This is a genomic window from Streptomyces sp. NPDC004539, from assembly GCF_040610055.1.
GTDB lineage: Bacteria > Actinomycetota > Actinomycetes > Streptomycetales > Streptomycetaceae > Streptomyces.
The window spans coordinates 460360-485944 of record NZ_JBEXLS010000005.1; the positions used below are offsets into that span (position 1 = coordinate 460360).

Annotated in this window: 21 protein-coding genes; 10 read left to right on the forward strand and 11 right to left on the reverse strand. The window is 71.9% G+C overall.

Annotated features, from left to right (window positions below; genetic code table 11):
• Positions 1-36 precede the first annotated feature (36 nt).
• Positions 37-1125, reverse strand: coding sequence for a non-reducing end alpha-L-arabinofuranosidase family hydrolase (locus ABZX85_RS13875; RefSeq protein WP_355866516.1), 1089 nt, complete (start codon positions 1123-1125; stop codon positions 37-39).
• 282 nt (positions 1126-1407) lie between these two features.
• On the opposite strand from ABZX85_RS13875, the gene ABZX85_RS13880 reads away from it, so the two are divergent.
• Positions 1408-2376: a polysaccharide lyase family 1 protein gene (locus ABZX85_RS13880; RefSeq protein ID WP_355866519.1), complete on the forward strand. Its 969-nt coding sequence runs from the start codon at positions 1408-1410 to the stop codon at positions 2374-2376.
• A 54-nt stretch (positions 2377-2430) separates the two neighbouring features.
• Positions 2431-3219: a pectate lyase gene (locus ABZX85_RS13885; protein ID WP_355866522.1), complete on the forward strand. Its 789-nt coding sequence runs from the start codon at positions 2431-2433 to the stop codon at positions 3217-3219.
• Between the two features lie 811 nt (positions 3220-4030).
• On the opposite strand, the gene ABZX85_RS13890 is transcribed toward ABZX85_RS13885, so the two are convergent.
• Positions 4031-4756, reverse strand: a complete 726-nt coding sequence (locus ABZX85_RS13890; RefSeq protein ID WP_355866525.1) for a PaaX family transcriptional regulator C-terminal domain-containing protein — start codon at positions 4754-4756, stop codon at positions 4031-4033.
• 278 nt (positions 4757-5034) lie between these two features.
• On the opposite strand from ABZX85_RS13890, the gene ABZX85_RS13895 reads away from it, so the two are divergent.
• Both ABZX85_RS13895 and ABZX85_RS13900 read left to right on the forward strand, forming a co-directional pair.
• Positions 5035-6693, forward strand: coding sequence for an acyl-CoA dehydrogenase family protein (locus ABZX85_RS13895; RefSeq protein ID WP_355866528.1), 1659 nt, complete (start codon positions 5035-5037; stop codon positions 6691-6693).
• A 53-nt stretch (positions 6694-6746) separates the two neighbouring features.
• Complete coding sequence (locus ABZX85_RS13900) at positions 6747-9050, forward strand: HEAT repeat domain-containing protein (protein ID WP_355866531.1); 2304 nt, start codon at positions 6747-6749, stop codon at positions 9048-9050.
• 38 nt (positions 9051-9088) lie between these two features.
• On the opposite strand, the gene ABZX85_RS13905 is transcribed toward ABZX85_RS13900, so the two are convergent.
• The 4 genes from ABZX85_RS13905 to ABZX85_RS13920 form a co-directional block, all read right to left on the reverse strand.
• Entirely contained in the window at positions 9089-10042 is a 954-nt protein-coding gene (locus tag ABZX85_RS13905; protein WP_355866533.1) for an SgcJ/EcaC family oxidoreductase, read from the reverse strand.
• Between the two features lie 5 nt (positions 10043-10047).
• Positions 10048-10701, reverse strand: coding sequence for a hypothetical protein (locus ABZX85_RS13910; RefSeq protein ID WP_355866536.1), 654 nt, complete (start codon positions 10699-10701; stop codon positions 10048-10050).
• Between the two features lie 146 nt (positions 10702-10847).
• Complete coding sequence (locus ABZX85_RS13915) at positions 10848-12530, reverse strand: hypothetical protein (protein WP_355866539.1); 1683 nt, start codon at positions 12528-12530, stop codon at positions 10848-10850.
• A gap of 100 nt (positions 12531-12630) precedes the next feature.
• Positions 12631-13350: a hypothetical protein gene (locus tag ABZX85_RS13920; protein WP_355866542.1), complete on the reverse strand. Its 720-nt coding sequence runs from the start codon at positions 13348-13350 to the stop codon at positions 12631-12633.
• 371 nt (positions 13351-13721) lie between these two features.
• Between ABZX85_RS13920 and ABZX85_RS13925 the strand changes: the two genes are divergently transcribed.
• Positions 13722-14654, forward strand: coding sequence for a helix-turn-helix domain-containing protein (locus ABZX85_RS13925; protein ID WP_355866545.1), 933 nt, complete (start codon positions 13722-13724; stop codon positions 14652-14654).
• A 66-nt stretch (positions 14655-14720) separates the two neighbouring features.
• Here ABZX85_RS13925 and ABZX85_RS13930 read toward each other — a convergent pair whose 3' ends face one another.
• Positions 14721-14996 carry a hypothetical protein gene (locus tag ABZX85_RS13930; protein ID WP_355866548.1) on the reverse strand — a complete coding sequence of 92 codons (276 nt, stop codon included), beginning with the start codon at positions 14994-14996 and terminating at the stop codon, positions 14721-14723.
• 208 nt (positions 14997-15204) lie between these two features.
• Between ABZX85_RS13930 and ABZX85_RS13935 the strand changes: the two genes are divergently transcribed.
• Positions 15205-15489: a LuxR C-terminal-related transcriptional regulator gene (locus ABZX85_RS13935; protein ID WP_355866551.1), complete on the forward strand. Its 285-nt coding sequence runs from the start codon at positions 15205-15207 to the stop codon at positions 15487-15489.
• Positions 15490-15582: 93 nt separating this feature from the next.
• On the opposite strand, the gene ispG is transcribed toward ABZX85_RS13935, so the two are convergent.
• The 3 genes from ispG to ispH all read right to left on the reverse strand — a co-directional run bounded on the left by ispG (position 15583) and on the right by ispH (position 19645).
• Positions 15583-16719 carry a flavodoxin-dependent (E)-4-hydroxy-3-methylbut-2-enyl-diphosphate synthase gene (gene ispG / locus ABZX85_RS13940; RefSeq protein WP_355866554.1) on the reverse strand — a complete coding sequence of 379 codons (1137 nt, stop codon included), beginning with the start codon at positions 16717-16719 and terminating at the stop codon, positions 15583-15585.
• Positions 16716-18536, reverse strand: coding sequence for a 1-deoxy-D-xylulose-5-phosphate synthase (locus ABZX85_RS13945; RefSeq protein WP_355866557.1), 1821 nt, complete (start codon positions 18534-18536; stop codon positions 16716-16718). The genes ispG and ABZX85_RS13945 overlap by 4 nt, the downstream gene beginning before the upstream one ends.
• Positions 18537-18694: 158 nt before the next feature.
• Positions 18695-19645, reverse strand: coding sequence for a 4-hydroxy-3-methylbut-2-enyl diphosphate reductase (ispH, locus tag ABZX85_RS13950; protein WP_355866560.1), 951 nt, complete (start codon positions 19643-19645; stop codon positions 18695-18697).
• A 180-nt stretch (positions 19646-19825) separates the two neighbouring features.
• On the opposite strand from ispH, the gene ABZX85_RS13955 reads away from it, so the two are divergent.
• Both ABZX85_RS13955 and ABZX85_RS13960 read left to right on the forward strand, forming a co-directional pair.
• Complete coding sequence (locus ABZX85_RS13955; RefSeq protein WP_355866563.1) at positions 19826-20734, forward strand: methyltransferase domain-containing protein; 909 nt, start codon at positions 19826-19828, stop codon at positions 20732-20734.
• Positions 20735-20847: 113 nt separating this feature from the next.
• A complete protein-coding gene (locus ABZX85_RS13960) occupies positions 20848-21672 on the forward strand; it encodes a methyltransferase domain-containing protein (protein WP_355866566.1) in 825 nt (274 codons plus the stop codon).
• A gap of 95 nt (positions 21673-21767) precedes the next feature.
• Here ABZX85_RS13960 and ABZX85_RS13965 read toward each other — a convergent pair whose 3' ends face one another.
• Complete coding sequence (locus tag ABZX85_RS13965) at positions 21768-23030, reverse strand: cytochrome P450 (RefSeq protein ID WP_355866569.1); 1263 nt, start codon at positions 23028-23030, stop codon at positions 21768-21770.
• A 286-nt stretch (positions 23031-23316) separates the two neighbouring features.
• Here ABZX85_RS13965 and ABZX85_RS13970 point away from each other — a divergent pair, with 286 nt between their 5' ends.
• Both ABZX85_RS13970 and ABZX85_RS13975 read left to right on the forward strand, forming a co-directional pair.
• On the forward strand, positions 23317-24351 hold the full coding sequence (locus ABZX85_RS13970) for a polyprenyl synthetase family protein (RefSeq protein WP_355866572.1): 1035 nt from the start codon (positions 23317-23319) through the stop codon (positions 24349-24351).
• A 56-nt stretch (positions 24352-24407) separates the two neighbouring features.
• Positions 24408-25577: a cytochrome P450 gene (locus ABZX85_RS13975; protein WP_355866575.1), complete on the forward strand. Its 1170-nt coding sequence runs from the start codon at positions 24408-24410 to the stop codon at positions 25575-25577.
• Positions 25578-25585: the final 8 nt, after the last annotated feature.

The following is a 25585-nucleotide window of genomic DNA, read 5'->3' on the forward strand; positions in this document are numbered from 1 at the left end:
GGGTCGGTCCCTTCTGGTCACGGCTCGGGGACGGGGTCAGCAGGTGGAGTTCGTCTGTGTCAACAGGGCGAGGCGCCAGGGCAGTTGGGAGTAGCTGCCGCTCGCGGCGGGGTCGAGGCCCTGGTAGAGGTAGCGCATCGTGCAGGGGTCGATCGTGAGGGTCTGGTCGACTCCGTCGCGGATCAGCTCGCCGTGGCTGAAGTCCTTGGTCCAGGCGGGGACTTCGGGGTCGAAGGTGACGTTGGACGAGCGGATGAAGGGGTTCGCGACGGTGTCCGCGAGCGGGGTCCAGGTGCCGTCCAGGCGGTCGGCGGTCCAGGCGCGGAAGTAGCGGCGCCAGTCGGCTCCCGTCGCCAGCGCCTCGACGAGCATGAGGTATTGGCCGGTGCCCTCGACCCGGTAGACGTTGCTCGCCTCGAACAGGTCGAAGCGGTTCGGCTCGGACAGCACGATCGTCGTGTCGCGGAAGCCGTTCGGGAACTCGGCGAGGGTGGTGCGGGAGCGGTACTGGTGGCCGTTGTCGTCGGAGAAGAACAGGTAGCAGTCGGTGTCGTCGCAGATGGTCCAGAAGTCCAGCCAGCCGCCGTCGCCCTTGTGCTGGGTGACGACGTCGGGCTCGGCGGCGAAGAAGCCGCGGGGTGCGCTCCAACTCAGCGGGTCCGACGGGTCGTCGCTGGTGGAGTAGGAGGGCGGGCCGGTCTGGTAGACCATGTACCAGGTGTCCTGCGGGGCGAAAAAGAAGACCTGGGGCGCGGCTGCGTACCGGCCGCCGATGTTCGGGTTCGTGTCGAGGTACGTCTGCGGGGCGGTCCGCGCGTCCGAGAAGTTCTCGAAACTGGTGTGGCCGAGGCTCCAGCGGCCGGCGGTGTCGGCGGTCGTGAAGTAGAGCTGCCAGCGGTCGCCGTACCGGAAGACCGTGGGGTCCTTGACGGCGACGACCGGGTGGGCGGCGTCCGGCCGCGGGCCCAGGAGCGGGCCGGTCGAGGTCCAACCGAACGTCCGCGGAAGCGACTCGGCCGTTTCCCGCGCGACGGCCGCACCCGGGGTCAGGAGCAGGGCGGCCAGGACGGCGAGCAGGAGCGGGAGCACTCCGCCTCGGGACACACGCGTGCGAGGAGTCGGCATCGACTCGCCCCTCTCATGAGGCGTCTGATTCGCATGGTGGCATGCACACGGCATGCCATGGAAGCGCTCCCACGCCGCTTTCGGGACTTTCGGAGGTGGCCGGAACCGTTCTGCGCGAAGCGTTGACCAGAAAGCGCTTACCCTCTACGTTCCGTTCAGCGATGTGACCGAGCCGCTCCCCAGTTCCACCCAAAGGCCGCATCACGCCCGCACCAGCGTTCAACATCACGTATTTCGTTCAGGGATATGCACAGCCATGTCCTCGTGAAGGGACGCCCCCACATGCGTACGCACTCCGTTGTCCGCAGCGCCGTGCCGGCCTCGCTGGCCGCGGCGCTGACCGCCGCCCTGGCCGTCGCCCTTCCCCACCCCGCCGGGGCGGCGGACACCTCACCCGTCGGCTTCGGCGCCGGCACCACCGGGGGCGGCAGCGCCTCCGCGGTCACCGTCTCGACCCTGGACGCGTTCAAGTCGGCGGTGACCGGCGGCGCGGCGAAGGTCGTGCGGGTCAACGGCCTGATCACACTGAGCGGTCAGGTCGACGTCGGGTCCAACACGACCGTGCTGGGCGTCGGTTCGGCCTCCGGGTTCACCGGTGGCGGGCTGCGGCTGAAGAACGTCACGAACGTCGTGATCCGCAATCTCGCCATCAGCAAGCCGCTGGCTCCCGCCGACGGCATCGAGGTACAGCGCTCGACGAAGGTGTGGATCGACCACAACTCCTTCTCCGCCGACCGCAGTCACGACAAGGACCACTACGACGGCCTGCTCGACATCAACCACGGGTCGGACCTGGTCACGGTCTCCTGGAACACCTTCAAGGACCACTACAAGGGGTCGCTCGTCGGACACAGCGACAAGAACTCCGCCGAGGACACCGGGCACTTGAGGGTGACGTACCACCACAACCTGTTCAGCAACGTGTACTCGCGCATCCCCAGTCTGCGGTTCGGGACGGGGCACTTCTACGACAACTACGTCACCGGCGCGGAGACCGCCGTGCACTCGCGGATGGGCGCGCAGATGCTCGTCGAGAACAACGTCTTCCGGGACACGAAGATCGCGGTGACGACGAGTCAGAGCAGTGACGTCGACGGGTACGCGAATCTGCGCGGGAACGATCTCGGGGGCGCCGCGACCGAGGTGTCGCGGACCGGGTCGTTCACGGCGCCGCCGTACGGGTACACCGCCGAGCCCGCGTCGTCCGTGGTGGCGTCGGTGTCGGCGGGGGCAGGGGTCGGGAAGCTCTGAGGTTTCGCACGTGACCGGTGTTTTTCTCCCCAACTGAAAGAAGGCGTAAGGGACATGACCTCCTTGACGCGTGCAGCCGGCGGTGGGATCGCCGCCCTGTCGCTCTCGTTTGGCATGATCATGACTGGTGGTGCGGCGACGCCCGCGCAGGCGGCGACGTGGCCGTCGGCCAACGGCAGTCAGGCCGTCACCGCGACGATCCCGGTGTCCGGCACCAAGGACTACGGGATGAAGCGGCTCTACGGCAGCGGGGATCTCGGTACCGGCGGGCAGAACGAGGATCAGGACCCGATCCTCGAACTCGCCGCCGGGGCCGTCCTCAAGAACGTCATCATCGGCGCGCCCGCCGCCGACGGCATCCACTGCAAGGGCGCCTGCACGCTCCAGAACGTCTGGTGGGAGGACGTCGGCGAGGACGCCGCGACGTTCAGGGGGTCGTCCTCCTCCAACGTCTACACCGTCTCCGGCGGGGGCGCGCGGTCCGCCAGCGACAAGGTGTTCCAGTTCAACGGCGCCGGGACGCTGAACGTGTCCAACTTCGCCGTCCAGAACTTCGGCACGTTCGTGCGGTCCTGCGGGAACTGCTCCACGCAGTACAAGCGGACCATCAACCTCAACACCATCGAGGCGACGTACTCCGGCGGGAAGCTCGTCGGCATCAACACCAACTACGGCGACAGCGCGACCCTGCGGGGCATCACCATCGTCGGCGACAGCAGCCGCAAGATCGTGCCCTGCCAGAAGTACATCGGCAACAACTCCGGTTCGGAACCGCCGACCAACGGGTCCGGGCCTGACGGGACGTACTGCAAGTACGCGACGTCGGACATCACCTATCGGTAGTCCCCCCACGGGGCACCCGGCCGCACGCAGCACACACCCGCATGGTGTTGCGCGTGGCCGGGGTTCGGGTTTTTCAGGGGGGAGGACAGGGGCGGATGTCCGAGGGCTTCGCGGGCCCGGGTGGTGAGGCGTGGAAGGCCGGGGCGCTCATTCGGAGGCGGGAGAAGTCGGGGGCGCGGATGGGGGGTTGAGGACGGAGGCACCTCGGGGGTGGGGGCACGGGGGGTGTGAGGGGGTTCGGACACGAGCGGGTTCGGGGGCCGGGGCCAAGCGCCGAGGGGAAAGGGGGCCCCGGACGCGGGGAGTCTCCAGGGTCGTACCCGCGAAGCCGATGCCTCTCAGTGCCGTGACCGGGAATCGGCCGGGCGGAAAGTCCCGCCTTACGACACCGGCATCTGCACGTGCGTCCGCACGGGGCGCGCTTCCGGCCGGGTGAGCCGCACGCCCACGCCTGCCTGACATGTCGACTGCACCTCGCGCGGGGCCACGCATCGGCCGTGGCCCGGGAGGCACCCGCCGGTACGGTCCCTTCGGAGGCCCGCGCCCTCGCGTTGCCCACCGGCGTCACCAGCGCCCCGGCCGCCCGGATCGCCTGGGAGACGGCGAGCCGCACCACACCGCCGCGCCGCCACCCCTCCCTCCGCCAGTCGGCCCGCCCCCAGCCCCACCGAAGCCCCCACCCCGTCCCCGCACGCGTCCCACCCCACCTCCCGTTCCGCGTCCAAGTCCCTCACCCCAACGCCCGTCCCACCTCGACGCCCCACCTCCCACCCCTCGTCCAAGTCCCTGACTCCGGCCCCACCGAAGCCCCTTACACCCCCCGACCCGCGAACTCCTCCCGGTACGCCGCGTAAGCCGCGCGCAGCGCTTCGCCCGGCCAGTCGGGAGGGAGGAGTTCGGGTGGGAGGACGGGGTCGGAGAGGAGGTGGCGGACCAGGGCCGCGTGGGCGGTGAGGCGGGCGGCGGGGGTGGTCGCCCGGGTGGTGTGGTGGAGGAGGGTCTCGCCGGTGGTCTTCCACGTCGTCAACGGCCAGAGCGTGGACGCCAGTTCGCGGGGAGGGGCGCTCGGGCGGGTGGTGAAGTGGTGGGCGATGTCCGAGAGGCGGGGCGGCCAGGGGCGCAGGAGCGTCGCGGGGCGGAGCCACACGCCCTCGCGGAGTTCGGCGAGCCGCAGGGACGTCAACTCCGCCCGCAGATCCGCGCGTTCGGCCGCCGGGCGACCCGTCGCCGTGATGACGGCCATCTCCCAGTCGCCGGTCCACGGACGGGTCTCGGGGTGCAGCGCCGCGTCCTGGCGCCGGCGGCGTTCGAGGAGGCGGTCGCTGAGGCCGTACACCGCGTCGACGCAGCGGAGGTCACCGGCGGCGGTCATCCGGCTGAGGGCGGCCCGGAGCGTGGACCCGCCGACGCCGAACGGCTCGACGAGGCGGACGAGTTCCCGCACCGGCAGCTCCGCCGGCTCCGCCCCGAGCAGCAGGCTCAGGACGACCGACCGCGCGGACAACGGCCGCAGCCCCGCCGCTCCCACAGCAGCCACACCCTCAACCGACGCCTCCCTCACAGTCACCTCATCCCCGACCCACGCCTCCCGCACAACCACCGCATCCCCAGCCGACACGTCCCCCACAGCCTCCGCGCCCCCGACCAGCGCTTCCCCCACCGCCGCCTCCTCCCCAACCGCCCTCTCCCCGGCCGCCGCCTTCCCCACGCCCCTTCTCCCCACGACCGCCTCCGACACATCCCTGCGCATAGCCACGTACCCTACGTCCACCCACCCCTGTTGCACTATTGCGACAGCCGCAGCAAAGGCGCAACATGGTGAGCATGTCATCGACACCCGCGCCGCACACCACCCACGACGTCACGAACCAGCCCCCGCCGCTCGCCCCCTACGACGCCTCCGCCGACCCGGCCCTGCTGGAGGGGCTGCGGCGGGAGGGCGCCGGATGGGCCGAGGCGGGCGTCCGTGCTCTCGGCCGGCGCGCGGGGAGTGCCGAGGCGCAGGAGTGGGGTGACCTGGCCAACCGGCACGAACCGGTCCTGCGGACGCACGACCGCTACGGCCACCGCGTGGACGAGGTCGACTTCCACCCGAGCTGGCACGCGCTGATGGACGTCGCCGTCACGGCGGGCCTCGCGGGCTCCGCGTGGGCGGACGACCGCCCCGGCGCGCACGTCGCGCGCACGGCGGGCGGTCTCGTCTGGAACCACACGGAGGCGGGCCACGGCTGCCCCGTCTCGATGACGTACGCCGCCGTCCCGGCCCTGCGCCACCAGCCGGACCTGGCGAAGGTGTACGAGCCGCTGCTCACCGCGCGGGAGTACGAGCCGGGACTGCGGCTCCCCACCGAGAAGCGCGGCATCCTCGCCGGCATGGGCATGACCGAGAAGCAGGGCGGTTCCGACGTCCGGACGAACACGACGTCCGCCGCGCCGACCGCCGAGCCCGGCGTGTACACCCTGCGCGGCCACAAGTGGTTCACGTCGGCCCCGATGTGCGACGTCTTCCTGGTGCTGGCGCAGGCCCCCGACGGGCTGTCCTGCTTCCTCGTGCCGCGCGTCCTGCCCGACGGCACCCGTAACCCGTTCCGTGTCCAGCGGCTCAAGGACAAGCTCGGCAACCGCTCCAACGCGTCCTCCGAGCCGGAGTTCGACGGGACGCTCGCCTGGCTGGTCGGGCCCGAGGGCCAGGGCGTGAAGACCATCATCGACATGGTCAACTGCACGCGTCTGGACTGCGTGATGGCCACGGCGACGCTGATGCGCAAGACCCTCGTCGAGGCGGGCCACCACGTCCGCCACCGCGCCGCGTTCGGCGCGCGCCTGATCGACCAGCCCCTCATGCGGGGCGTGCTGGCCGACCTCGCGCTGGAGTCCGAGGCCGCGACGACGCTGACGCTGCGGCTCGCGGGCGCGGCCGACCGCGCGGTGCGCGGCGACACCGGTGAGCGGGCCTTCCGGCGGATCGCGACGGCCGTCGGTAAGTACTGGGTCACCAAACGGGGGCCCGCGTTCACCGCCGAGGCCCTGGAGTGCCTGGGCGGCAACGGGTACGTCGAGGACTCCGGGATGCCCCGCCACTACCGGGAGGCGCCCCTGCTGTCGATCTGGGAGGGCTCGGGCAACGTCAACGCGCTCGACGTCCTGCGCGCGCTGACCCGGGACACGGCCACCCGGGAGGCGTACTTCGCCGAGCTCGCCCTCGCGCGCGGGGCGGACGCCCGGCTCGACGCGGCGCACGCGCGCGTGGAGCGTCTGCTCGACGGCGCGACCGAGGCACGGGCCCGTCGCGTCGTCGAGACGATGGCCCTCACCCTCCAGGCGTCCCTCCTCGTCCGGCACGCCCCTCCCGCCGTCGCCGACGCGTTCTGCGCGAGCCGGCTCGACGGGGACTGGGGGCACTCCTTCGGCACGCTCCCCGACTCCGCCGACGTCACCGCGATCCTCGACCGCGCGCTCCCCGAGCACCTCTGACGTCCTGTTTCCTGTGAGTCACCCCTCGACCGCCCTGTGTTGTCAGTGGCGTGGTGCAGACTCGTGATCAGTTGGCACATCTGACGCACCGTCCGGGGGAGGACCAGGTGTTCACGGGGATCGACGAGGTCGACTGGGCCTCACTGCACCACGCGCACGGCAGCGCCGGGGACGTCCCGGAACTGCTGCGGGCGCTGGCCTCCGGGCGGGCCGCCGTCCGGGAGTCGGCGCTCGACGCGCTGTACGGATCGGTGCACCACCGGGGTGCCGTCTACGACTCGACACTGGCCGCCGTCCCGTTCCTGCTGGCCCTCGCGGCGGAGGAGGGGGTGGCGGACCGGGCGGGGCTGGTGGAGCTGCTGGTGAGCATCGGGGGCGAGACGGACGCGGCGGGGGCTCTCGGGCCCTCGGGTGAGGCCGGGGTGCCCCCCGGGGAGGCGGCCGTCCGCGCGGGCGCCGAGGTGTTCGCCGCGCTCACCACCGACCCCGATCCGGACGTCCGCCGGGTGGCCGTCGACGCGACCGTCCGGTTCCTGGACGATCCCGCGCGCGTCCTGCCGCTCCTGAGCCGCCGGCTCCTCTTCGAGCGGGACGACGACGCGCTCGTCGCCGTCACCGAGTCCGTCGGCCTCTTCGTACGACGCCACCCGGCGCACGCGTCCGAGGGGATCGCCCTCCTCACCACCCACCTCCCCTCCCCCGACCCCCCGGTCCTGCGCCTCGCCGTCCTCGGCCAGCTCGCCGCGCACGCGCCCGACCGGCTCCCTCCCGACCTGGTCCCCCTCACCGCGCGGCTCCTCGCCGAGCGTTCCGCGAGGCGCACGCGCGCGTGCGCCTCGCCGGGTGCCGAGGAGACCCTCACCGGCCGCCTGCACCGGCTGCGCCCCTCCGACGAACAGGGCGCGCGTCTGCTGCGCACGCTCCACACCGCCCTCGGCGACGACGTCCCCACCCGGACGGCCCTCCTCCTGGCCCAGTTGCGCCTCCCCTCCCCCGTCGACCGCTGCAACGCCGTGCTGCTCTCGGCCGCGTTGATCCGGGAGTGGCGCGGGGACCACACGGCGCTCGTCTCGCTGATCGGGGAGCAACTGGCCTCCGGGGAGGGGCGGTTGCGGGACGCCGCGGTGTCCGTGCTCGGGGGGTTGTTCGGGGTGGCGGGGCCGGCGGCGGACCGGTTGTACGGGGTGGTGGCGGGGCGGCCCGAGGGGTGGGTGGAGCGGTGGCGGGCCGGGATCGGGGGGTCCGCGGGCCTGGCGGCGGGGTCTGAGGAAGCCGGTGGTTCGGACGAGCCTGGAGGAGCGGTCGGGTCAGAGGGCTCGGCCGTTCTCGGTCCGGGGGCGGCAGCGGGCGTGGGTCCGGCGGGGACGGGGGGCCGGTTCGCGGGGAGTGTCGTGCTCGGTGGGGCCCTGCTCGCGTTGGCGCGTTGCGGGGACGCGCGGGCGGTGGGGGTGTTGGGGGAGGTGCTGGACGACGGGGAGCTGCCCCGGCATGCCGCTTCCGTGGTGCCGTGGCTGGGGGCGGCGGCCGGTCCGCTCGTGCCGGCGTTGCGGCGGCGGCTGCGGGCCGTGCCACTGGACCGTCCCGAGGCGGCTGAGGTCGTCCGGCCGTTGCTCGTCGCGCTCGGGAGCCTGCGGGACGGGAGCGCCGTGCCGGAGGTGCTGCGGATCGTGGGCGGCGGGCCGGCCGGGCTCGTCGAGACGGCGTTCGGGGCGCTGGAGGCGATGGGGGACGCCGCGCGGGAGGCTCTGCCGGTGGTGCGGGAGGCGTTGGGCGGGGCACACAGAGGGGCTGCCGCAGCCGCCCTCTGGGCCATCGCTCCGGACGCCTCTTTCGTCCTCCCGGCCCTCCTCGCCGAGTTGACCGAGAGCGACGCCCACCACGACGCCGAGCCCCACCACGACGCCAGGCCCGACCACGGCACCGGCCCTCACCACCGCGCCCGCACCGCCGACCGCCTCTCCCGCCTGGGCCCCGAGGCGCACCCGGCGCTCCCCGCGCTGAGGCGCCTCCTGACCGACTCCGACTCCGGCTCCGGCTCCGGCTCCGGCTCCGACGCCGACTCCCGGGACCCGTGGGAACGCGTCTCAGCAGCATGCGCGATCGCCTCGATCACCGGCGAGACGGAACGCGACGTGCGCGCACTCCTGCGCTCCGCCTGGGAAACGCACCCGCACACCCGCGTACACATCGCGACGACCCTCACACACCTGCCCGCCTCCGCCGCCGCTCCCCTGCTCGACCTCCCGGCCACGGAGTTGGCCCGCATCCGCCGGCACATATCGGAGACGGGCGGTCAGGGCATCGTCCGGGACGAGGAGTTGCTGAAGCTGTGCCGAAGGCTGGTGACGACTCGCTGAACCCCACCGCCACAGCCCCCGGCACACCGGACCACCGCTCAGCCCGCCACCGGGCGCGGCCCCCCGAAGCCGTGTTCCGAGAGGTCGAACCAGTTGCCCTCCGGGTCCATGGCCCGGTACTCGGCGAAGGGGCGGTCGGTGAAGCGTTCGGCCGGTTTCGGGGTCCCGGCGGCGATCAGGGCGTCCGAGGTGGCCGCCGAGTCGTCGATGTGGAAGCCGAAGTGGTTCATGCCGACAGGGGTCTCGCCGTCGAGCTGATGCTTGATCAGGGCGAGGGAGAGATAGCCGTCGGAGAGGAAGCAACTGCCGTCCGGGTCACGGTGGAAGAGCTCCATCCCGAAGACCGACGAGTAGAAGTCGGCCAGCTTCTCGGGGTCGCGGGCCACGATGGCCAGGTGGCGCAGCTTGGGGCGGGCGGTGGGTTCTTCGGCCACGACGGGTTCCTTCGATTCGGTCGACTGCGGGGCGGACGGCTGCGGGGAGGAAGGCTGCGGGCTGGGGCGGGACGCGGGAATCATGTTGTGGAACGCCTTGACGGACCACTGGTCCGACGACGACGCCGCCGACGCCGACGAGGACTCGGCCCCCGACGCCGACTCGGCCCCCGCCCGCTGCACCACCGCCAGCGCATGCGTCACGGCCACCGGCCCCCCGTCCGCACCGACGATCGTCGACTCCGCCTCGACCGTGGCCAGTCCCGGCGCGAGGAACCGGACGGCCACGACCCGGGCGTCGAGGAGGGTCCCGGCGTACGGCCCGGCGAAGAGGTCCGCGTGTCCGGCCTCGATCCCGGCCCGGCCGGGCGGCTTGTCGCCGCGTACGGTCGTGAAGTCGCAGTCCTCCGCGAAGCCCGCGGCGAAGACCCGGGCGTCCCCCGCCGCCCAGCCGCGGACCATGCCGTCCCACAGGGCGCGGATCGCGCGGACGTCGCCGTCGGTGCCGCCCTCGGCGGGGGCACCGGCAGGGGTGTTCGTCTCTTCCGGCTGACGCATCGCTCTCACGCTTCCTTCGGTGATCCGGTCCGCACCCGGAGCGCGACCTCACGGCACTCCGCGCCGTCGGACTCGTGCTGCCGGGGCGGCTCCCAGGCGGCCAGGGCGTGGTAGAAGGCGTCGCCCCGGCGCTCCAGGTAGCAGATGACGTTGAGGGGCCAGCCGGTCCGGGCGAACAGGTGGCGGTCCATCGGTGTCGGCCGTTCGCTGAGCATGTGCCCGCGTTCCGCCGGCGGGCCGAGGCGGTGCCAGTCGGGGTGCATGTGGATGGAGCCGAGGAGGTCCATGCCGAGGGCGTCGGCCTCGCGGGACGCCCGCAGGAGGTCACGCGAGTCCATCCACCAGCCGCGGTGCTCGTTCTCGTAGGCGGGTCCGAAGACCGGGACGATCGTCTCGCGGAACTCGCTTCGCGCGGCCGGATCGCTGGCGCGGGCGTTGTCCCCGAAGGCGACGCGCCGTACGTGGTACGTCGTCGCCTCGACGGTGCCGAGCAGGAGCGCGAAGCAGGGCAGCGGGGTGTCGGCGGTGATGCGCCGGTACTGGCCGACGGCGGCGCCGAGGAAGTCGGCGAGCGCCTGGTCGTCCATCAGGACGGTGGGGGCGGGGGGCTGACATCGCGTCTCCGGTAAGCCGGAGTCGATCGTCGTGGCAGCAGGCATGAGGGGGTGGTCTCCGATGTGGGGGGGGAAGGCCGGCGGAACCGATGCCGCCCGGTGACGTTACTTGCGAGTTCACCGTTTGTTGGCCGACCCCCGTGAATCATGGGGATACCCCTATGGCTGGTTCGCGCCTTGCGCGGCCCCGCTCAGTTCACGCCCTGGTCGTGCCACTCCCACACCCGCACCGCCCCCCTGTCGCCCACGGCACCCAGCAGGTGTCCGGAGGGGTGGACGACGGCGTCGTCGTAGCGGCCCGCCTGTTCGAGCTGGCGGATCTCCGGGGCGTCGGTCACCTGGGAGAGCTTGCCCCGGCGCAGCCACAGCACGGTCCCGGTGTCGGTGCACGACAGGCGCATCCCGGTGGCGCCGGCGCTGTCCAGCATCTCCTTTCCGCCGAGCCGGCGGTGCAGGAGGACCGTCCCGTCGTCGGTGCGCCACAGGCGCAGTTCCTTGAGCGTCGCGCAGACCGCGTAGCCGCCGGAGGGCGAGACCGCGACCGCGCAGCCGGGGCGCAGGAACTCCAGGACGTTGCGGATGTCCAGCTCCAGGACGCGGGCGTCGGGGCGGTGGACGTGGACGCGGTTCGTCGTCGCCAGGACCCCCGTCATGCCGGTGGAGTCGATGGCGGTGGCCGCGAGGTTCGGCGGGCAGGGCAGTTCGCGCAGCACCCGGCCGTCGTCGAAGCTCCGTACGGCCAGCCTGTGTCTGTCGTGGGTCGCGAGCACGCCTCCGCCGGTCGTGACCAGGTACTCGTCGCCGCCGAGCGGTATCCGCACCCGCCGGTGCTCTCCGGTGCGGCCGGTGAAGTGGACGAGTTCGAGGCTGCCGGGACGCGCCACGGCGACGCTGTGCCGGTCCGAGGACACGAGCGCCTGATGGCCCTCGCGCAGGCCGCCGCCGCCCGGGACGCCCGGCAGAGCCGTGCCGGTGTCGAGCGCCCACCTCTCGACGGCGCCGTCCGGGCCGACGACCACGAAGGTGTCGTCCGGCCCGAACCCGGCGGTGGCCCCGCCGTGCGCCCCGGTCGTCCTGGCGTCGAGGACCTCCGTCCCCAGCCCCGGCCGGTGGGTCCGGGAATCGCCGAGCTGGTTGAGCAGCTCGTAGGTGAACGCCGCCGCGTTCCGTGCCGCGGCGGGCTGGCGCGTCCGGTCGTTCGCACTCCCCTTGTCGACGAGGAGGTCGGAGACGCCGCGTACGACGAGGGCGCCGACCCCGGAGCTGATGTGCGCGCCGCGCAGGAACCCGTACCCCTCCATCTCGACGGCGATGGCGTCGCCCGCGACGTCGTGCAGGAGCCGGGCGGTCGTCGATGCGGGGTCGGTGACCAGCTTCGATCCGGCCGCGATCGGCTTGACGTACGCCTGGGGGCGGTCGTCCGGGGCGGGTTCCTCGATGCGGGCCTGCCACTCGTTCTCACCGGCCACGACCTGTGCGCGCTGGACGAGGTCGTGGGCGGTCGGGAAGCCGTGGACCCGCGGGCGGACCCCTTCCGGGCCGTCCACGCCGCTCTGGTAGTCGTAGACGTGCCGGCCGGCGACGACGTCGCCGTGGGTGACGTCCTTGAGGCCGCCGGCGATACCGGTGAAGAAGACGTACCGGGGGGAGAGCGCCGCCACGGCGAGCGCGACCAGGGCCGCCGCGCCCTCCGGTCCCGGGCCCGTCTCGTGGAGCGCGACGGTCCACCGCACGTGCCGGCCGGTGAACGTCCCGAGTTTGAAGACGCTCCCCGACACGACCCGTTCGGTGAGCGGTCCGTCGAGATGGAAGCGGACGGCCGCCGTCTCGACGGGCAGCGCGGTGAAGATGATGACGTCGGCGGTGCGGTTCATGACGTGTCTCTCCGTTCGGGGGCGCGACGCCCCTGTGCCGAAAGGCCGTTGAACACGGTCGTCGGTGGCCGTCCGCCCGTCCGGACGAACGGCGCACGCCTCACGACATGGAGATCATCGCGTCCCCGAGGCCGCTCACGGCCGAAGTGCGCCCGGGGTCACCGGACTTGACCAGCGCGCAGGTGATCTTGATCTGGTCCTGGCCGGCGATGTCGACCGCGAGTCGCCCGACGGCGCTGGAGCGGACGGTGAGCGGTTCGCCGATCTGGTTGCCGGACGCGTCGTACACCTTGAGCGAGCCGACCGAGCCGATCGAGTTGTCGGTGTCGGCGGGCATGCCGGCCGAGGCCGTCAGGTGTTTGTAGCCGCTGACGTTGTACACCACCTCGTCGCTGCCGGACGTGTCGCAGCCGATCCGCAGGCTCTTGGGGTAGTTGGTACCGAGCATGGTCACGGGCGAGGTGTCGTAGTAGCCGCGCCCGCTGACGCGCTCCAGATCCGCCAGGTACGCCTTCGCCGGCTGCGGGATCGCCCCCGTCCCGTCGCCGGTCGGGTCGACCGGCGGGGACTCGCCGCCGCTTCCGTCGTCCGTGGGCGACGACAGCGGTGACGGCGTCGCCGTGACGGTCCGGGTGACCGTGACGGTGACGGTCGGCGCCGGTTCGGCCCGCCCGGACGACGAACCGGCCTCGGTTGCCCGGCCGCCGACGAACCCGGTCACCACGGTCGCCACGAACACCACGGTCAGCTCCACCCAGCGCGGACCGAACTGCCAGCGCGACCTCTTCGGGCCCTCCTGCTGCTTCTTGTCGAGATCCATCCCACCCCCTTTACACCGAGGACACAGTAGGTGTGCCGCGTCCCGCCCGTACGGCAACTGCCGTCCTGCATCAGGGCAGTCGAAGCGCGGGAGCGGAGAAGCGGCGCGCGGGCGCGAGGTTCACGCCCCCGGCGCGGGAAAGGGGTTTCAGCGGCGTACTCGGAGCCGGACTCACGTACTACAAAACTCAAGTAATCATGCTAGGATTTCCGCCTGGCCGCTTATGTCAATACCTTTGGCCGATTTTCCGAAATTACCCTCTTCATGTCCTGACCGAAAAGACCGGCAGGAACTGTCTGCGCGAAATCTACAGAAAGCGTCAGGTGCGGGAATACGGGGCAACCGCACCCTTCAGGTAGATGAGGTGAGAAATGACCGAAACGATAGGCAGGTCGTGCTCTCCGGTCGAGGCGCTCCGCTCGGCGCCGGAGGAGGACAGGGTCGCCGACTTCAGAGCGAAGCTAAGGGCCGCGGGGCAGGAGTGGACCGGCAACGAGCCGGACGAACTGGTCGAGCTGCTGACCAAGGCGGCGGCGGGAGATCCCCGGCTGGCGGCCATCGTGCAGGCCGGCGGCACCCTGCTCCAGGACTTCCTCGACAGATGCCAGCAGAAATCCGCCCCCGACGTCTCCCGCGATCTGGCCGGCCACCTCGCCGACGGCCGCCCCCTGCCCGCGGACGTCCTCGAAGGACTCACCCCCCGCTACCTGATCGCCGTCGCCCGCCTCGCGGACCCCGGCCGCGAGGCACCCGCGTTACGCGCCGCCGCCGGCGAGGACACCCTCATGACACACCGGGACGGCAACGTCGTCCTCTTCGTCCCGGTCCCCGGACCAGGCACCGGACCATGCACCGGAGACCGCCTGGTGGCCCGGCTGGCCCAGTGCCTGGACGGCCGGGGCTGGCTCGCCACGGCCGAACGGGACAGGGCCCGCCTCGTCGACGGCTTCGACGAGGCGTCGTACGTCCTGCGACTCGTGGTCGCGGGACTGCGCCCGAGCGGCGCCTACACGATCTCGGACGTCCTGGTCGAGTACGCCGTCACGCTCAACGAACGGGTCCGCACCGACCTCGCCGCGGTGATCCGGCCGCTCAGGGCGCACAAGGTCCTGTGGGAGACGCTCACCGCGTACGTCGACTCCGACTACAGCAAGAACAAGGCCGCCCGCAGCCTCTTCATCCACCGCAGCACACTGGACTACCGCCTCAGGCGGATCGGGGACGTCACCGGCTGCGACCCCACCAGCGGCAGAGGCGCGCAGACACTCACGGCCGCCATGATCGCCGAGGCCCTCCAGAGATGACCGGACGCACGACGACGTACAGCTGAGCCGCCACCACCGCGTGGCGGCTCACCCGTGCCACCCGACTCACCGCCCCCGCTCCGCCGGCACCCCGACCCCGGTCCGCCACAGATAGCTGCGCACCGACAGCGACGCCGCCCGCACGGCCGCGCGGATCTCGTCGAGGTCCTCGCCGCTGGGCGCGTCGCGCGCCGGGGTGAGCGTGGGCAGCATCAGCCGGGCCGCCTCCAGCAGGCACAGCGTCGCGTCGAGCTGCGCGCTGGCCGGCAGTCCGCTCAGGTCCTGGTACAGGGTCTCGATCAGGGCGCCCGGTTCCGGCGGCGCCGCGCACTGTGGGCACAAGGCTGGGTCTCCTCCACGCGTCAATACCTAACAGGGCCGGAATTCCGCAAAATCTGGAAGGGATTCCGAGGCGGGCGGAAATCGGCGGGCTGCGCCGGTGCGCCAGTGACAAGGGTGTGGGGTCCCCCTAGGATCTTGTTCCAGTACTTCTCGCTCTGCATTTCTCCGTTTACGTCCCGGGCCGGGCCGTACGGAATGGATGGGTGCCATGAGTAACGATCAGAACGGCTGTGACGTGCCCCGGCCGGTCGGTGGCTGGAATCCCAGCTCGGTTCAGGCCAGAGTTCTCGAAGGGGTCGCGGCCGGTTTATCCAGCGGGCGGCTTTCCAGAGAGCTGCACCTCAGTTCGAAGACCATCGACTATCACGTCCGGGTCATGTCCGACAAGCTCCAGGCGCCGAACCGGGTCGCGCTGGTGTCCCGGGCTTTCGTCCTCCAGATTCTGCGGACGGACGTCTGGCCGCCGCGTATCGCGTCGGAACCCGTGGACTGATGCGCGGGACCGCGATCCGCGCATCCCTCCGCGAACCGTAATTCCTGTCGCGTTCACCGGCAGTTCACCCCTTCCCGTTCTCCTCGGCCGGACTCACGTCTCCGCCTCCACCTCCACCCCCCTCTCCTCCGCGATCCGCGCGGCCTCGTCCAGCAGGGTCTCCACGATCCGCGACTCGGGGACCGTGCGGATCACCTTCCCCTTCACGAAGATCTGCCCCTTGCCGTTGCCTGCGGCCACCCCGAGGTCGGCCTCGCGCGCCTCGCCGGGCCCGTTGACGACACAGCCCATCACCGCCACCCGCAACGGCACCGGGAACCCTTCGAGCGCCGCGTTCACCCGCTCCGCGAGGGTGTGGACGTCGACCTGGGCCCGCCCACAGGACGGACAGGACACGATGTCCAGCCCCCGTGGCCGCAGCCCGAGCGACTCCAGGATCTGCGCGCCGACCTTGACCTCCTCGACCGGCGGCGCGGAGAGGGAGACCCGGATGGTGTCCCCGATGCCCTCCGCGAGCAGCACCCCGAACGCGACCGCGGACTTGATCGTGCCCTGGAACCGGGGCCCCGCCTCGGTCACACCGAGGTGCAGCGGGTAGTCGCACCGCGCGGCGAGCTGCCGGTACGCCTCGATCATCACCACCGGGTCGTGGTGCTTCACGGAGATCTTCAGGTCGGTGTAGCCGTGCTCCTCGAACAGCGAGCACTCCCACAGCGCCGACTCCACCAGCGCCTCCGGACAGACACCGCCGTGCTTGCGCAGCAGCCGCTGGTCGAGCGACCCGGCGTTCACCCCGATCCGGATCGGCACGCCCGCGTCCGAAGCGGCCCGCGCGATCGCGCCGACCTGGTCGTCGAACTGCCGGATGTTGCCCGGGTTGACGCGGACGGCGGCGCAGCCCGCGTCGATCGCGGCGAACACGTACTTGGGCTGGAAGTGGATGTCGGCGATCACCGGGATGCCGGACTTGCGGGCGATCGCGGGCAGCGCCGCCGCGTCGTCCGCCGAGGGCACGGCGACGCGGACGATCTGGCATCCGGCCGCGGTGAGTTCGGCGATCTGCTGGAGGGTGCCGTCGATGTCGGTGGTGGGTGTGGTGGTCATCGACTGCACCGACACCGGCGCGTCGCCGCCGACCGGCACGGGGCCCACCATGATCTGCCGGGAGGTCCGCCTGGCGGGGACCGGGAGTCCGCGCGGGGAGGGCATGCCCAGGTCGACGGTCGTCATCGTTCCTCCCCGGAGTGGACGGGCCGGACGCCGGAGCTGTCGAGGCCCGCCGCCGGTACGGCGTCGAGGCCGGCCAGCAGTTCCACGACGGACCGGGTGACGTGCTGCGCGGTCAGTCCGCAGGCGGCGAGCACCTCGGCCCGCGAGCCGTGGCTGAGGAACCGCCGCGGGATGCCGAACTCGCGCAGCGGGGTGCGGACGTCGGCGTCCCGCAGCGTCTGCGCGATCGCCGAACCGACGCCGCCCGCGCGGCTGTTGTCCTCGACGGTGACGGCGAGCCGGTGGCGGCGGGCCAGGTCGGCGAGCGCGGGGTTGACCGGGGTGACCCACCTCGGGTCGACCACCGTCACCCCGATGCCCCGGGCCCGCACGCTGTCGGCGACGGTGAGCGCGAGGCCGGCCAGCGCGCCCACCGAGATGATCAGCACGTCCAGCGAGCCGGAGCGGCGCAGCACGTCGAGGCCGTTGAAGGACGCGACGGCGGGGAGGTCCTCGCCGGCGGGCCCCTTGGGGAACCGCAGCAGGGTCGGGCCCTCGTCCCAGGCGACCGCCTCGGTGAGCAGTTCGGCGAGCCGGGTGCCGTCGCGGGGCGCGGCGATCCGCAGCCCCGGCACGATCTGGAGCACCGACAGGTCCCACATGCCGTTGTGGCTCGGCCCGTCGTCGCCGGTCACGCCGGACCGGTCGAGGACGAACGTCACCGGGTGGCGGTGCAGGGCGACGTCCATGAGGAGCTGGTCGAGGGCGCGGTTGACGAACGTGGAGTAGATCGCGACGACCGGGTGCACGCCGCCCATGGCGAGCCCGGCGGCCATCGTGACCGCGTGCTGCTCGGCGATGCCGACGTCGATCACGCGGTGCGGGAACCTGCGCTGGAGGGGCAGGAGTCCGGTCGGCTCGGTCATCGCGGCGGTGATCGCCACGAGGTCGTCGCGCCGCTCGGCCAGTTCGACGAGCTTCTCGCCGAACACCGAGGTGAACGAGGGGGGCGACGCCTTGAGGGGCTGTCCGGTGTGCGGGTCCATCGGTCTGACGGCGTGTCCGAGGTCGAGGTCGTTGTTCTCGGTGTGCCGGTATCCCCTGCCCTTGGCGGTGGTGACGTGCACGACGACCGGTCCGCCCAGCGCGACCGCGTGGCGCAGGGCGTCCTGGACGGCGGGGATGTCGTGGCCGTCGACCGGGCCGAGGTAGCCGAGTCCGAGCTGTTCGAACACGCCGGGCCCGTGCCCGGCGCGCAGGTCGGCCAGGTGCTCGGCCAGCCCGCCGACGGTCGGCGCGTAGGAGCGCTGGTTGTCGTTGAGGACGATGACGAGGGGACGTTCGGGGCCGCCCGCGATGTTGTTGAGCGCCTCCCAGGCCATGCCGCCGGTCAGCGCGCCGTCGCCGATGACCGCGACGGTCGCCCGGTCGTGCCGGCCGAGATGGGCGTCCGCCCTGGCCAGGCCGTCCGCGTAGGACAGCGCGGTCGACGCGTGCGAGTTCTCGACGAGGTCGTGCTCGGACTCCTCCCGGCTCGGGTAGCCGGACACGCCGCCCGCCTTGCGCAGCCGCTCGAACCCGGCCTGCCGGCCCGTGAGGATCTTGTGCACGTAGGACTGGTGACCGGTGTCCCAGAGCAGCCGGTCCCGGGGGGAGTCGAACACGGTGTGCAGGGCGATGGTCAGCTCGACCACGCCCAGGTTGGGCCCGAGGTGTCCGCCGGACGCGGAGACCCGCTCGATCAGGAACGCGCGGATCTCCCCGGCGAGGTCGCGGAGTTCCCCGGCGGTCAGCTCCCGCAGCCTCGCCGGGTCGCGCACGGTTTTCAGCAGCGCCATGTCGAACAGTGCTCCTCACCGGGTGGGGTGGCCGTGTCGGTCAGTTCGGGGCGGTGCGCTCGTGTGGATGCAGGTGCGGATGCCGATGTGGGCACGGGTGCGGATGCCGACGCCGATGCCTGTACCGGTGCCAGCCCGTGTTCGCCCGTCCCCGCCCGTCACGGCCCCTCCGCCCCTCCGGTCAGCCGCGCCGGCGGGGAGAAGACGACGTCCTCGGTCGCCACCCGCTCCACGACCGTGTCCGTGTAGCCGAGTGAGGCGAGCCGGTCGAGGAGCTCTCCGACGAGGATCTCCGGCGCGCTCGCCCCGGCGCTCACGCCGACCGTGCGTACGCCGGCCAGCCAGGCGGGGTCGAAGTGGGTGACGTCCGGCACCAGTTCGGCCCGGCCGCCGAGCCGGCGCGCCACCTCGACCATGCGGATCGAGTTGCTGGAGTTGACCGAGCCGACCACGAGGACGAGGTCGCACCGGTCGACGATGGCCCGGACGCCGTCCTGCCGGTTCTGGCTGGCGTAGCAGATGTCGTCCGTCGCAGGCCCCCGCAGATCGGTGAACCTGCGCCGGAGCACGGCGATGACGTCCCGGGTCTCGTCGACGGAGAGCGTGGTCTGGGTGAGGTAGGCGACGGGCGCGTCGGCGGGGAGGTCGAGTGCCTCCGCGTCGGCGGCGGTCTCGACGACGATCGTGCGGTCGGGGGCGTGTCCGTAGGTGCCCTCGACCTCCTCGTGGTCCGCGTGCCCGATCAGCAGCAGCGTCCGCCCGTCGCGGGCGAACCGGCGGGCCTCCTGGTGCACCTTGGCCACCAGGGGGCAGGTCGCGTCGAGGACGTCGAGACCGCGCGCGTCCGCGTTCTCCCGGACCTGCGGGGAGACGCCGTGCGCGGAGAAGACGCACACCGCGCCCCGGGGCACCTCCTCCTCGGAGTCGACGAACCGGACGCCCCGGCGCTGGAACTCGCGCACCACGTGGTGGTTGTGCACGATCTCCTTGCGGACGTAGACGGGTGCGCCGTGCTGTTCCAGCGCGAGGTCGATGATGGCTATCGCCCTGCGCACGCCGGCACAGAAACTCCTCGGTTCGGCCAGCAGGACCTGCTTTCCGCCACTCATTCCCACTCCGTTGTCGGGTGTTGGCTGAATAGCCGGAGTCTAATCCAGACCGCACGTCCGGGCCTTTAGGGTTTTTACTAGACTCGAAGCCGCTCACTCTGTGTCGTTGACACGGCGAGGGCCGTCCTCTCAGGATGGAGCAGAATTCCGGATCGGCATTCGAGCTCTGGAGGAGTGACCGTGTCAAATCTGGATGAACTTTCGAGTTCACCTCAGAAAGTGCTGGAGCCGCAGGACGAGGTGAGAATAGTCGGCCAGTACTACGACGGGAAAACGGCCAGGCTCGTCCGTAAATACGGGCCGGGCCCCAGGATTCACTATCACGTGGGCCACTACCCGTCCTCCCGGACCCCGCTGGACGTCCACGAGGCGACGGCGGACGACATCCGGCGCAGCATCCGGCTCCACCAGGAGGGCCTGTTGCGGTACGCCGCGAAGATCTGGGGCGCCGAGCACCGGCTGTCGGGCCGGGTCCTGGACGTCGGCTGCGGTCTCGGCGGGGGCTCGCTCTTCTGGGCCCAGGAGTACGGCGCCGACGTCACGGCCGTCACCAACGCGCCGGAACACGCGCCGATCGTCGAGGGTTTCGCGCGGGAGTCCGGGCTGGGCGACAAGGTCCGCGCGCTGGTCTGCGACGCGATGCACCTCTCCCCGGAGGGCACGTACGACGCGGCGGTCGCCATCGAGAGCAGCGGGTACTTCGACCGTCCCCGCTGGTTCGAGCGGCTGTCGCACCTGATCCGGCCGGGCGGCAGTGTCTGCGTGGAGGAGGTGTTCCTGACCCGCCCGCGCGGCGCGGACGTGTGGGCCGAGTACTTCTACACGAAACCGGCCACGGTCGGCGACTACGCGGAAGCCGCCGAGGCCGCCGGTTTCGAGCTGGTCGACGACGTCGACGCCACTCCGGAGACCGCGCCGTTCTGGGACGAGAGCACCGCCTGGACGAAGGCGGTGCTGGACGGCGACGAGAGCATTTCGGCGGTCGAGCGCCGGAATCTGCGGATATCCCTCATGGCGAATCAGGCGCTCGGTACGGAATGGCGGGCGGGGGGCCTGAAGCTGGGTTTCCTGCGCTTCGAGAAGAAGTGAGCGAAGAAACAGATCACGCACGCGCTCGGCTGGGTCCGTCCAGCCGGGCGCAGCGGATTTCCACCGTTCTCCCAGAGATTTTCCGCCGTCCTCCCAGAGATACGGAGTTCCTGATGACGCAGTTCCCCGCTCCCAGTGACGTCGCCGGCGTGTACGACGGGATCGGCCAGATCTACGGCTCCGCGTGGGGTCCGAACAAGCACTACGGCTACTGGGAGGACGACGCCGACGACAGCTCGGTCGCGCAGGCCACCGACCGGCTGACGGACCTGATGATCGAGGGGGTCGCCGCGCGGGCCGGCCAGCGGGTCCTGGACATCGGCTGCGGTATCGGCCACCCCGCGTTCCGGCTCGTGCGGGCCAGTGACGTGGACGTGGTGGGCATCTCCGTCAGCCATGTGCAGGTGGCGAAGGCCAACGAGCTGGCGGCCGAGGCGGGTCTCGCGGACCGGGCGACGTTCCAGTTCACGGACGCGATGGACATGCCGTTCGCCGACGGTTCGTTCGACGCGGCCTGGGCGTTCGAGTCGATGTGGCACATGCCGGACCGGGGCCAGGTGCTCGCCGAGACCGCGCGCGTCCTGCGTCCCGGCGGCCGGCTCGCCGTCGCGGACGTCATCGAGCGGGGTCCGGTCAGCCCCGAGGGGCGGGTGGTTCTGGACCACATCTGCGCGAACTACGCGGTGAAGTCCCTGGGCACGATCGACGAGTACCGGCAGGCGCTGGCCGACAACGGTTTCGTCGACGTGGAGATCCGCGACATCAGCGACAACGTGGGCCGGACGCTCGATCTGATGGCGGACGCGGTGGAGACCGTCAAGGACAAGCTGACCGCGCTGGTCGGCGCGGAGCAGGCCACCTCGCTCATCGACTTCATGCGGCTGTCGGCGGCGACGCCGGAAAGCGGCTACGTGTTCCTGACGGCGGTCCGCGCGTGACGTCGCGGGTCCGCGCGTGAGGGCGTAGGAAACGGCCCGCCATTTCTCCTGGCGGGCCGTTCATCCGTGTCCTCATATTCGATACGCCGGGGAATTCACCTGATTTCCGCGGGCGCCAGCTGCCGTACCGGCAATTCGCTCAGCGCCCGGAGCGGAAACACCGGGCGGTGCGGCGGCTGCTGTCCCGGTACGAGCGTCAGGTCCGGTATCCGGGCGGCGATCTCCTCTATGGCGACCTCCAGTTCCATCCGGGCGAATCCGGCCCCGAGGCAGAAATGGATGCCGTGCCCGAACGCGAGATGCGAGGAGGAGTCGCCGCTGGGGCCGAAGCCGGCCGGACACGCGTGGACCCGGCTGTCCCGGCCGGCCGCCCCGTACAGCAGGAGCAGCCGGCTCCCGGCGGCGAGCCGGACCCCGCCGACCTCGACGTCGTGCAGCGCGGTGCGGTACATGCCCGCCAGCGGGCTGTCGAACCGCAGCCCCTCCTCGACGAGGTCGCGCGGGGCGATCGTCCCGTCGACCACCTCGGCCCAGCCGCCGGGCGAGCGCAGCTGCTGGAAGAAGATCGTGCCGAGCGCCTCCGCGCAGGTCATGTGCCCCGCGAAGATCAGCGTGGGGATCTGGACGGCGACCTCGTCGACGGTGAGCGTCCGGCCGCCCTTGCCTTCGTGGAGGAGTTCGCTGACCAGGTCGTCCCGCGGGGAGGCGAGCCGCTCCCGGGCGAGGGCGCGGGCGAACGCCCCGAACTCCATGAGCCCGCGCGCGAACTCGCGCAGCCGGTCGGGGTCGGTGTAGCTCTGGAGCATCATGAGCTCGATGCGCTGCTCGGACCAGGTGCGCAGGCGGTCCAGGTACTCGTCCGGAATCCCGAGGCGCCGGCAGATCACCTCCAGGGCGTACGGCACGGCGAACGCGGTGATGAAGTCGAACTCCGCCGAGTCCGCGGCCTGTCCGGCGAGGCGGGCGGCGATCTCACGGACCGTGGGCTCGAAGGCCCTGACCCTGGCCGGGGTGAACCCGACGTTGAGGACCTCCCTGATCCGGGTGTGCTCGGGCGGGTCCAGCGAGCCGACGGCCAGCGCGCCGGCGCCGCGCCAGGTGCGGAGCATGCGGCTCACGTCCTCGGGCAGTTCGACCGAGGACCGGGGGTTGTGGTCGCGGGCCGAGAAGTTCCGGTCGTCCCGCAGCACGGCCACCATGTCCTCGCGCCGGGTGACGCACCACGCGTTCAGCAGGGGGGCGTAGAACACCGGCTCGGTCTCGCCGAGGCCGGCCAGAAACGTGTACGGGTCGTCGCGGTGCGCGCCGTACGGGTCGAACGGCCTGCCCTCTGGTAATTGCCCGGAATCAACTGACACGGCCATTCCGCCTCTCCGGCATTCAGTGAACAATTCCCGGCCCCGGCGCCGCACGGCGGTCACCGCTCCGCAGCGCAGTCTAATCCAGACCCGGCCCGCAGTTCTTTAGGGTTTTTACTAAACCCGAAGAGGCCGACGTGACGTCGTTGACACGGTCGTGAGAGGTCGTTCAGGATGGCCGTCGGAACGCTCAGGAATAGTGGTTTTCAGCGGTGCAATTCGCGAACCCCATACGCACGGACACCGGCCGGTAATTGGTCCGGCGTGCGACCGGAGGAGAATCTCGATGAGCGCACTCGACACCGGGCCCCCGGTCTCCGTGCCGCCGAGGGCGGCGCACCACACGGTGACGCCCGTCATGCGGAGCCAGGTCCGCGCACTGGAGCCGACCCTGGCCCGGATCTGCTCGTACCACCTCGGTTTCACCGACGAGCACGGCGCCCCGAGCGGCACGGACGGCGGCAAGCTGACCCGGGCCGGCCTCATGCTGACGGCGGCCGACGGCCTCGGTCTGCGCCCGCAGGACGTGCGCTGTCAGGCGGCGGCGCTGGAGCTGCTGCACAACTCGACCCTCATCCACGACGACATCATCGACACGGACGAGCTGCGCCGGGGCCGCCCGGCGGCGTGGAAGGTGTTCGGCGCCGGTCCGGCGATCCTCGCCGGGGACGCCTTGCAGGCGCTCGCGCTGCGGATGGTCGTCGACGACCCCGGGCCCGGCCGCGTGGCGGTCTCCGCCGTGTTCGCGGAGGCGACCGAGCTGGTTCTCGCGGGCCAGGCACGGGAGTTGACGGTCCGGCTGGGTCCGGGCACCGGGGTCGCGGAGTACGACCGGATCGTGACGGAGAAGACGTCCGCGCTGCTGGAGTGCGCGCTCGTGACACCCGCCGTGCGGGCGGGCGGCCCGGCGCCCGTCGTGGCCGCGCTGCGCGGGGCGGGCCGGCATCTGGGGCTCGCCTTCCAGATCCTCAACGACGTCGAGGACATCTGGGGCGACCCCGCCGTGACCGGCAAGCCCGTGCGCAGCGACATCGAGCGGCGCAACCCGAGCTTCCCGGTGCTGGCCGCCCTGACCGCCGGCGGCCCGGCCGCCGCACGCCTGGACCGGCTGTGGCACGCGGACGACACGTCGGCCGCGCACGTGGCGGAGATCGTCGCCCTCGTCGAGGAGTCCGGCGGCCGGCGCACCGCGGAGGAACGGTCCCGGGGTCACCTGGACGCGGCCCTGGAGCACCTCGCGCGCGCCGAGCTGTCCCCGCCCGCGACGGCCGGACTCACCGCGCTGTTCCACCGCATCGTCCACCGCAAGCCCGCCGCGTGACCGGGCGGCTGCCCGCCCACCGCATGTCCGAACCCCCGATCCGGCGGAGGCCGTCAGTGAGTACCCCAGCCCAACTGCCTTTCGAGCAGCCGCACGCGCTGCGGCTCCCGCCGGGGCTGCGCGCGCTCCGGTCCCGGGGCCCGGTGCACCGGGTGCGGACGGCCGAGGGCGGCGAGGCGTGGCTGGTCACCGAGCACTCCTGGGTGCGGAAGCTGCTCGACGACGACCGGCTCAGCCGCTCGAACCCCGATCCGCAGGCGACGAAGGACAGCGGGTCGGCGGTCCTCGCCGGTCTGCTGGGCGGCTTCGCCACCGACCACGCCCGGCTGCGGGCCCTGCTGGAGCCGCACTTCTCGCCGGAGCGGATGCTGGCGCTGCGGCCCTACGTCGAGAAGGTGACCGGGCGGCTCCTGGACGAACTGGCCGCGCGCAAGCCCCCGGTGGACCTGCGCGAGGCGCTCGCGCTGGCGCTGCCGATCCAGGTGATGTGCGCGTGGCTGGGCGTGCCCCAGGAGGACAAGGACCGGTTCGGCGGCTGGACCCAGGACGCCGCGAACGTCGGGGACCCGGCGAGGTCCCGGCAGGGGCTCGGTGAGCTGTTCGCCTACTGCAAGGGGCTCGTCGCCGACAAGCGGCGCTCCCCCGGCGACGACGCGATCTCCCGGATCTGCGCGACCGAGGGCATCACGGACGACGAGGTCCTCGGGCTGACGGCGCTGCTGCTGTTCGGCGGGTACGAGACGACGGTCGCCCGGATCGGGACCTGCGTGGCGCTGCTGCTGGCCGAACCCGGCCAGTGGGAGGCGCTGCACGCCGACCCCGGTCTGGTGTCCGGCGCCGTGGAGGAGACCCTGCGGATGTCGATGCCGAACCCGCACACCGGCGGCATGCCCCGCTACGCGGTGACGGACTTCGACATCGACGGAGTCACCGTCAGGGCGGGCGACTTCGTGCTGCTGAACACCATCGCGGCCAACCACGACGAGACGGTCTTCACCGACCCCGGCCGGATCGACGTCACGCGCGACACCGCGGACAGCCTCGTGTTCGGGTACGGCGCCTACCACTGCGTCGGCGCGACGCTGGCCCGCACCCAGCTCCAGGTGGTGCTGGCCCAGCTCGTCGCCCGCTTCCCGGCCCTGCGCCTCGCCGTCGGCGCACAGGAGCTGGAACTGCGCCACAACACGCTGATCGGCGGGTTGACCCATCTTCCGGTGACATGGTGATCGGACTC

Coding starts and splice junctions, on each gene's coding strand:
- ABZX85_RS13905 (WP_355866533.1), bottom strand. CDS start 10,042: ATGCGTCAGCCGGAAGAGACGAACACCCCTGCCGGTGCCCCCGCCGAG.
- ABZX85_RS13895 (WP_355866528.1), top strand. CDS start 5,035: ATGGTGAGCATGTCATCGACACCCGCGCCGCACACCACCCACGACGTC.
- ABZX85_RS13970 (WP_355866572.1), top strand. CDS start 23,317: ATGAGCGCACTCGACACCGGGCCCCCGGTCTCCGTGCCGCCGAGGGCG.
- ABZX85_RS13910 (WP_355866536.1), bottom strand. CDS start 10,701: ATGCCTGCTGCCACGACGATCGACTCCGGCTTACCGGAGACGCGATGT.
- ABZX85_RS13880 (WP_355866519.1), top strand. CDS start 1,408: ATGCGTACGCACTCCGTTGTCCGCAGCGCCGTGCCGGCCTCGCTGGCC.
- ABZX85_RS13960 (WP_355866566.1), top strand. CDS start 20,848: ATGACGCAGTTCCCCGCTCCCAGTGACGTCGCCGGCGTGTACGACGGG.
- ABZX85_RS13885 (WP_355866522.1), top strand. CDS start 2,431: ATGACCTCCTTGACGCGTGCAGCCGGCGGTGGGATCGCCGCCCTGTCG.
- ABZX85_RS13915 (WP_355866539.1), bottom strand. CDS start 12,530: ATGAACCGCACCGCCGACGTCATCATCTTCACCGCGCTGCCCGTCGAG.
- ABZX85_RS13920 (WP_355866542.1), bottom strand. CDS start 13,350: ATGGATCTCGACAAGAAGCAGCAGGAGGGCCCGAAGAGGTCGCGCTGG.
- ABZX85_RS13875 (WP_355866516.1), bottom strand. CDS start 1,125: ATGCCGACTCCTCGCACGCGTGTGTCCCGAGGCGGAGTGCTCCCGCTC.
- ABZX85_RS13925 (WP_355866545.1), top strand. CDS start 13,722: ATGACCGAAACGATAGGCAGGTCGTGCTCTCCGGTCGAGGCGCTCCGC.
- ABZX85_RS13945 (WP_355866557.1), bottom strand. CDS start 18,536: ATGGCGCTGCTGAAAACCGTGCGCGACCCGGCGAGGCTGCGGGAGCTG.
- ABZX85_RS13935 (WP_355866551.1), top strand. CDS start 15,205: ATGAGTAACGATCAGAACGGCTGTGACGTGCCCCGGCCGGTCGGTGGC.
- ispH (WP_355866560.1), bottom strand. CDS start 19,645: ATGAGTGGCGGAAAGCAGGTCCTGCTGGCCGAACCGAGGAGTTTCTGT.
- ispG (WP_355866554.1), bottom strand. CDS start 16,719: ATGACGACCGTCGACCTGGGCATGCCCTCCCCGCGCGGACTCCCGGTC.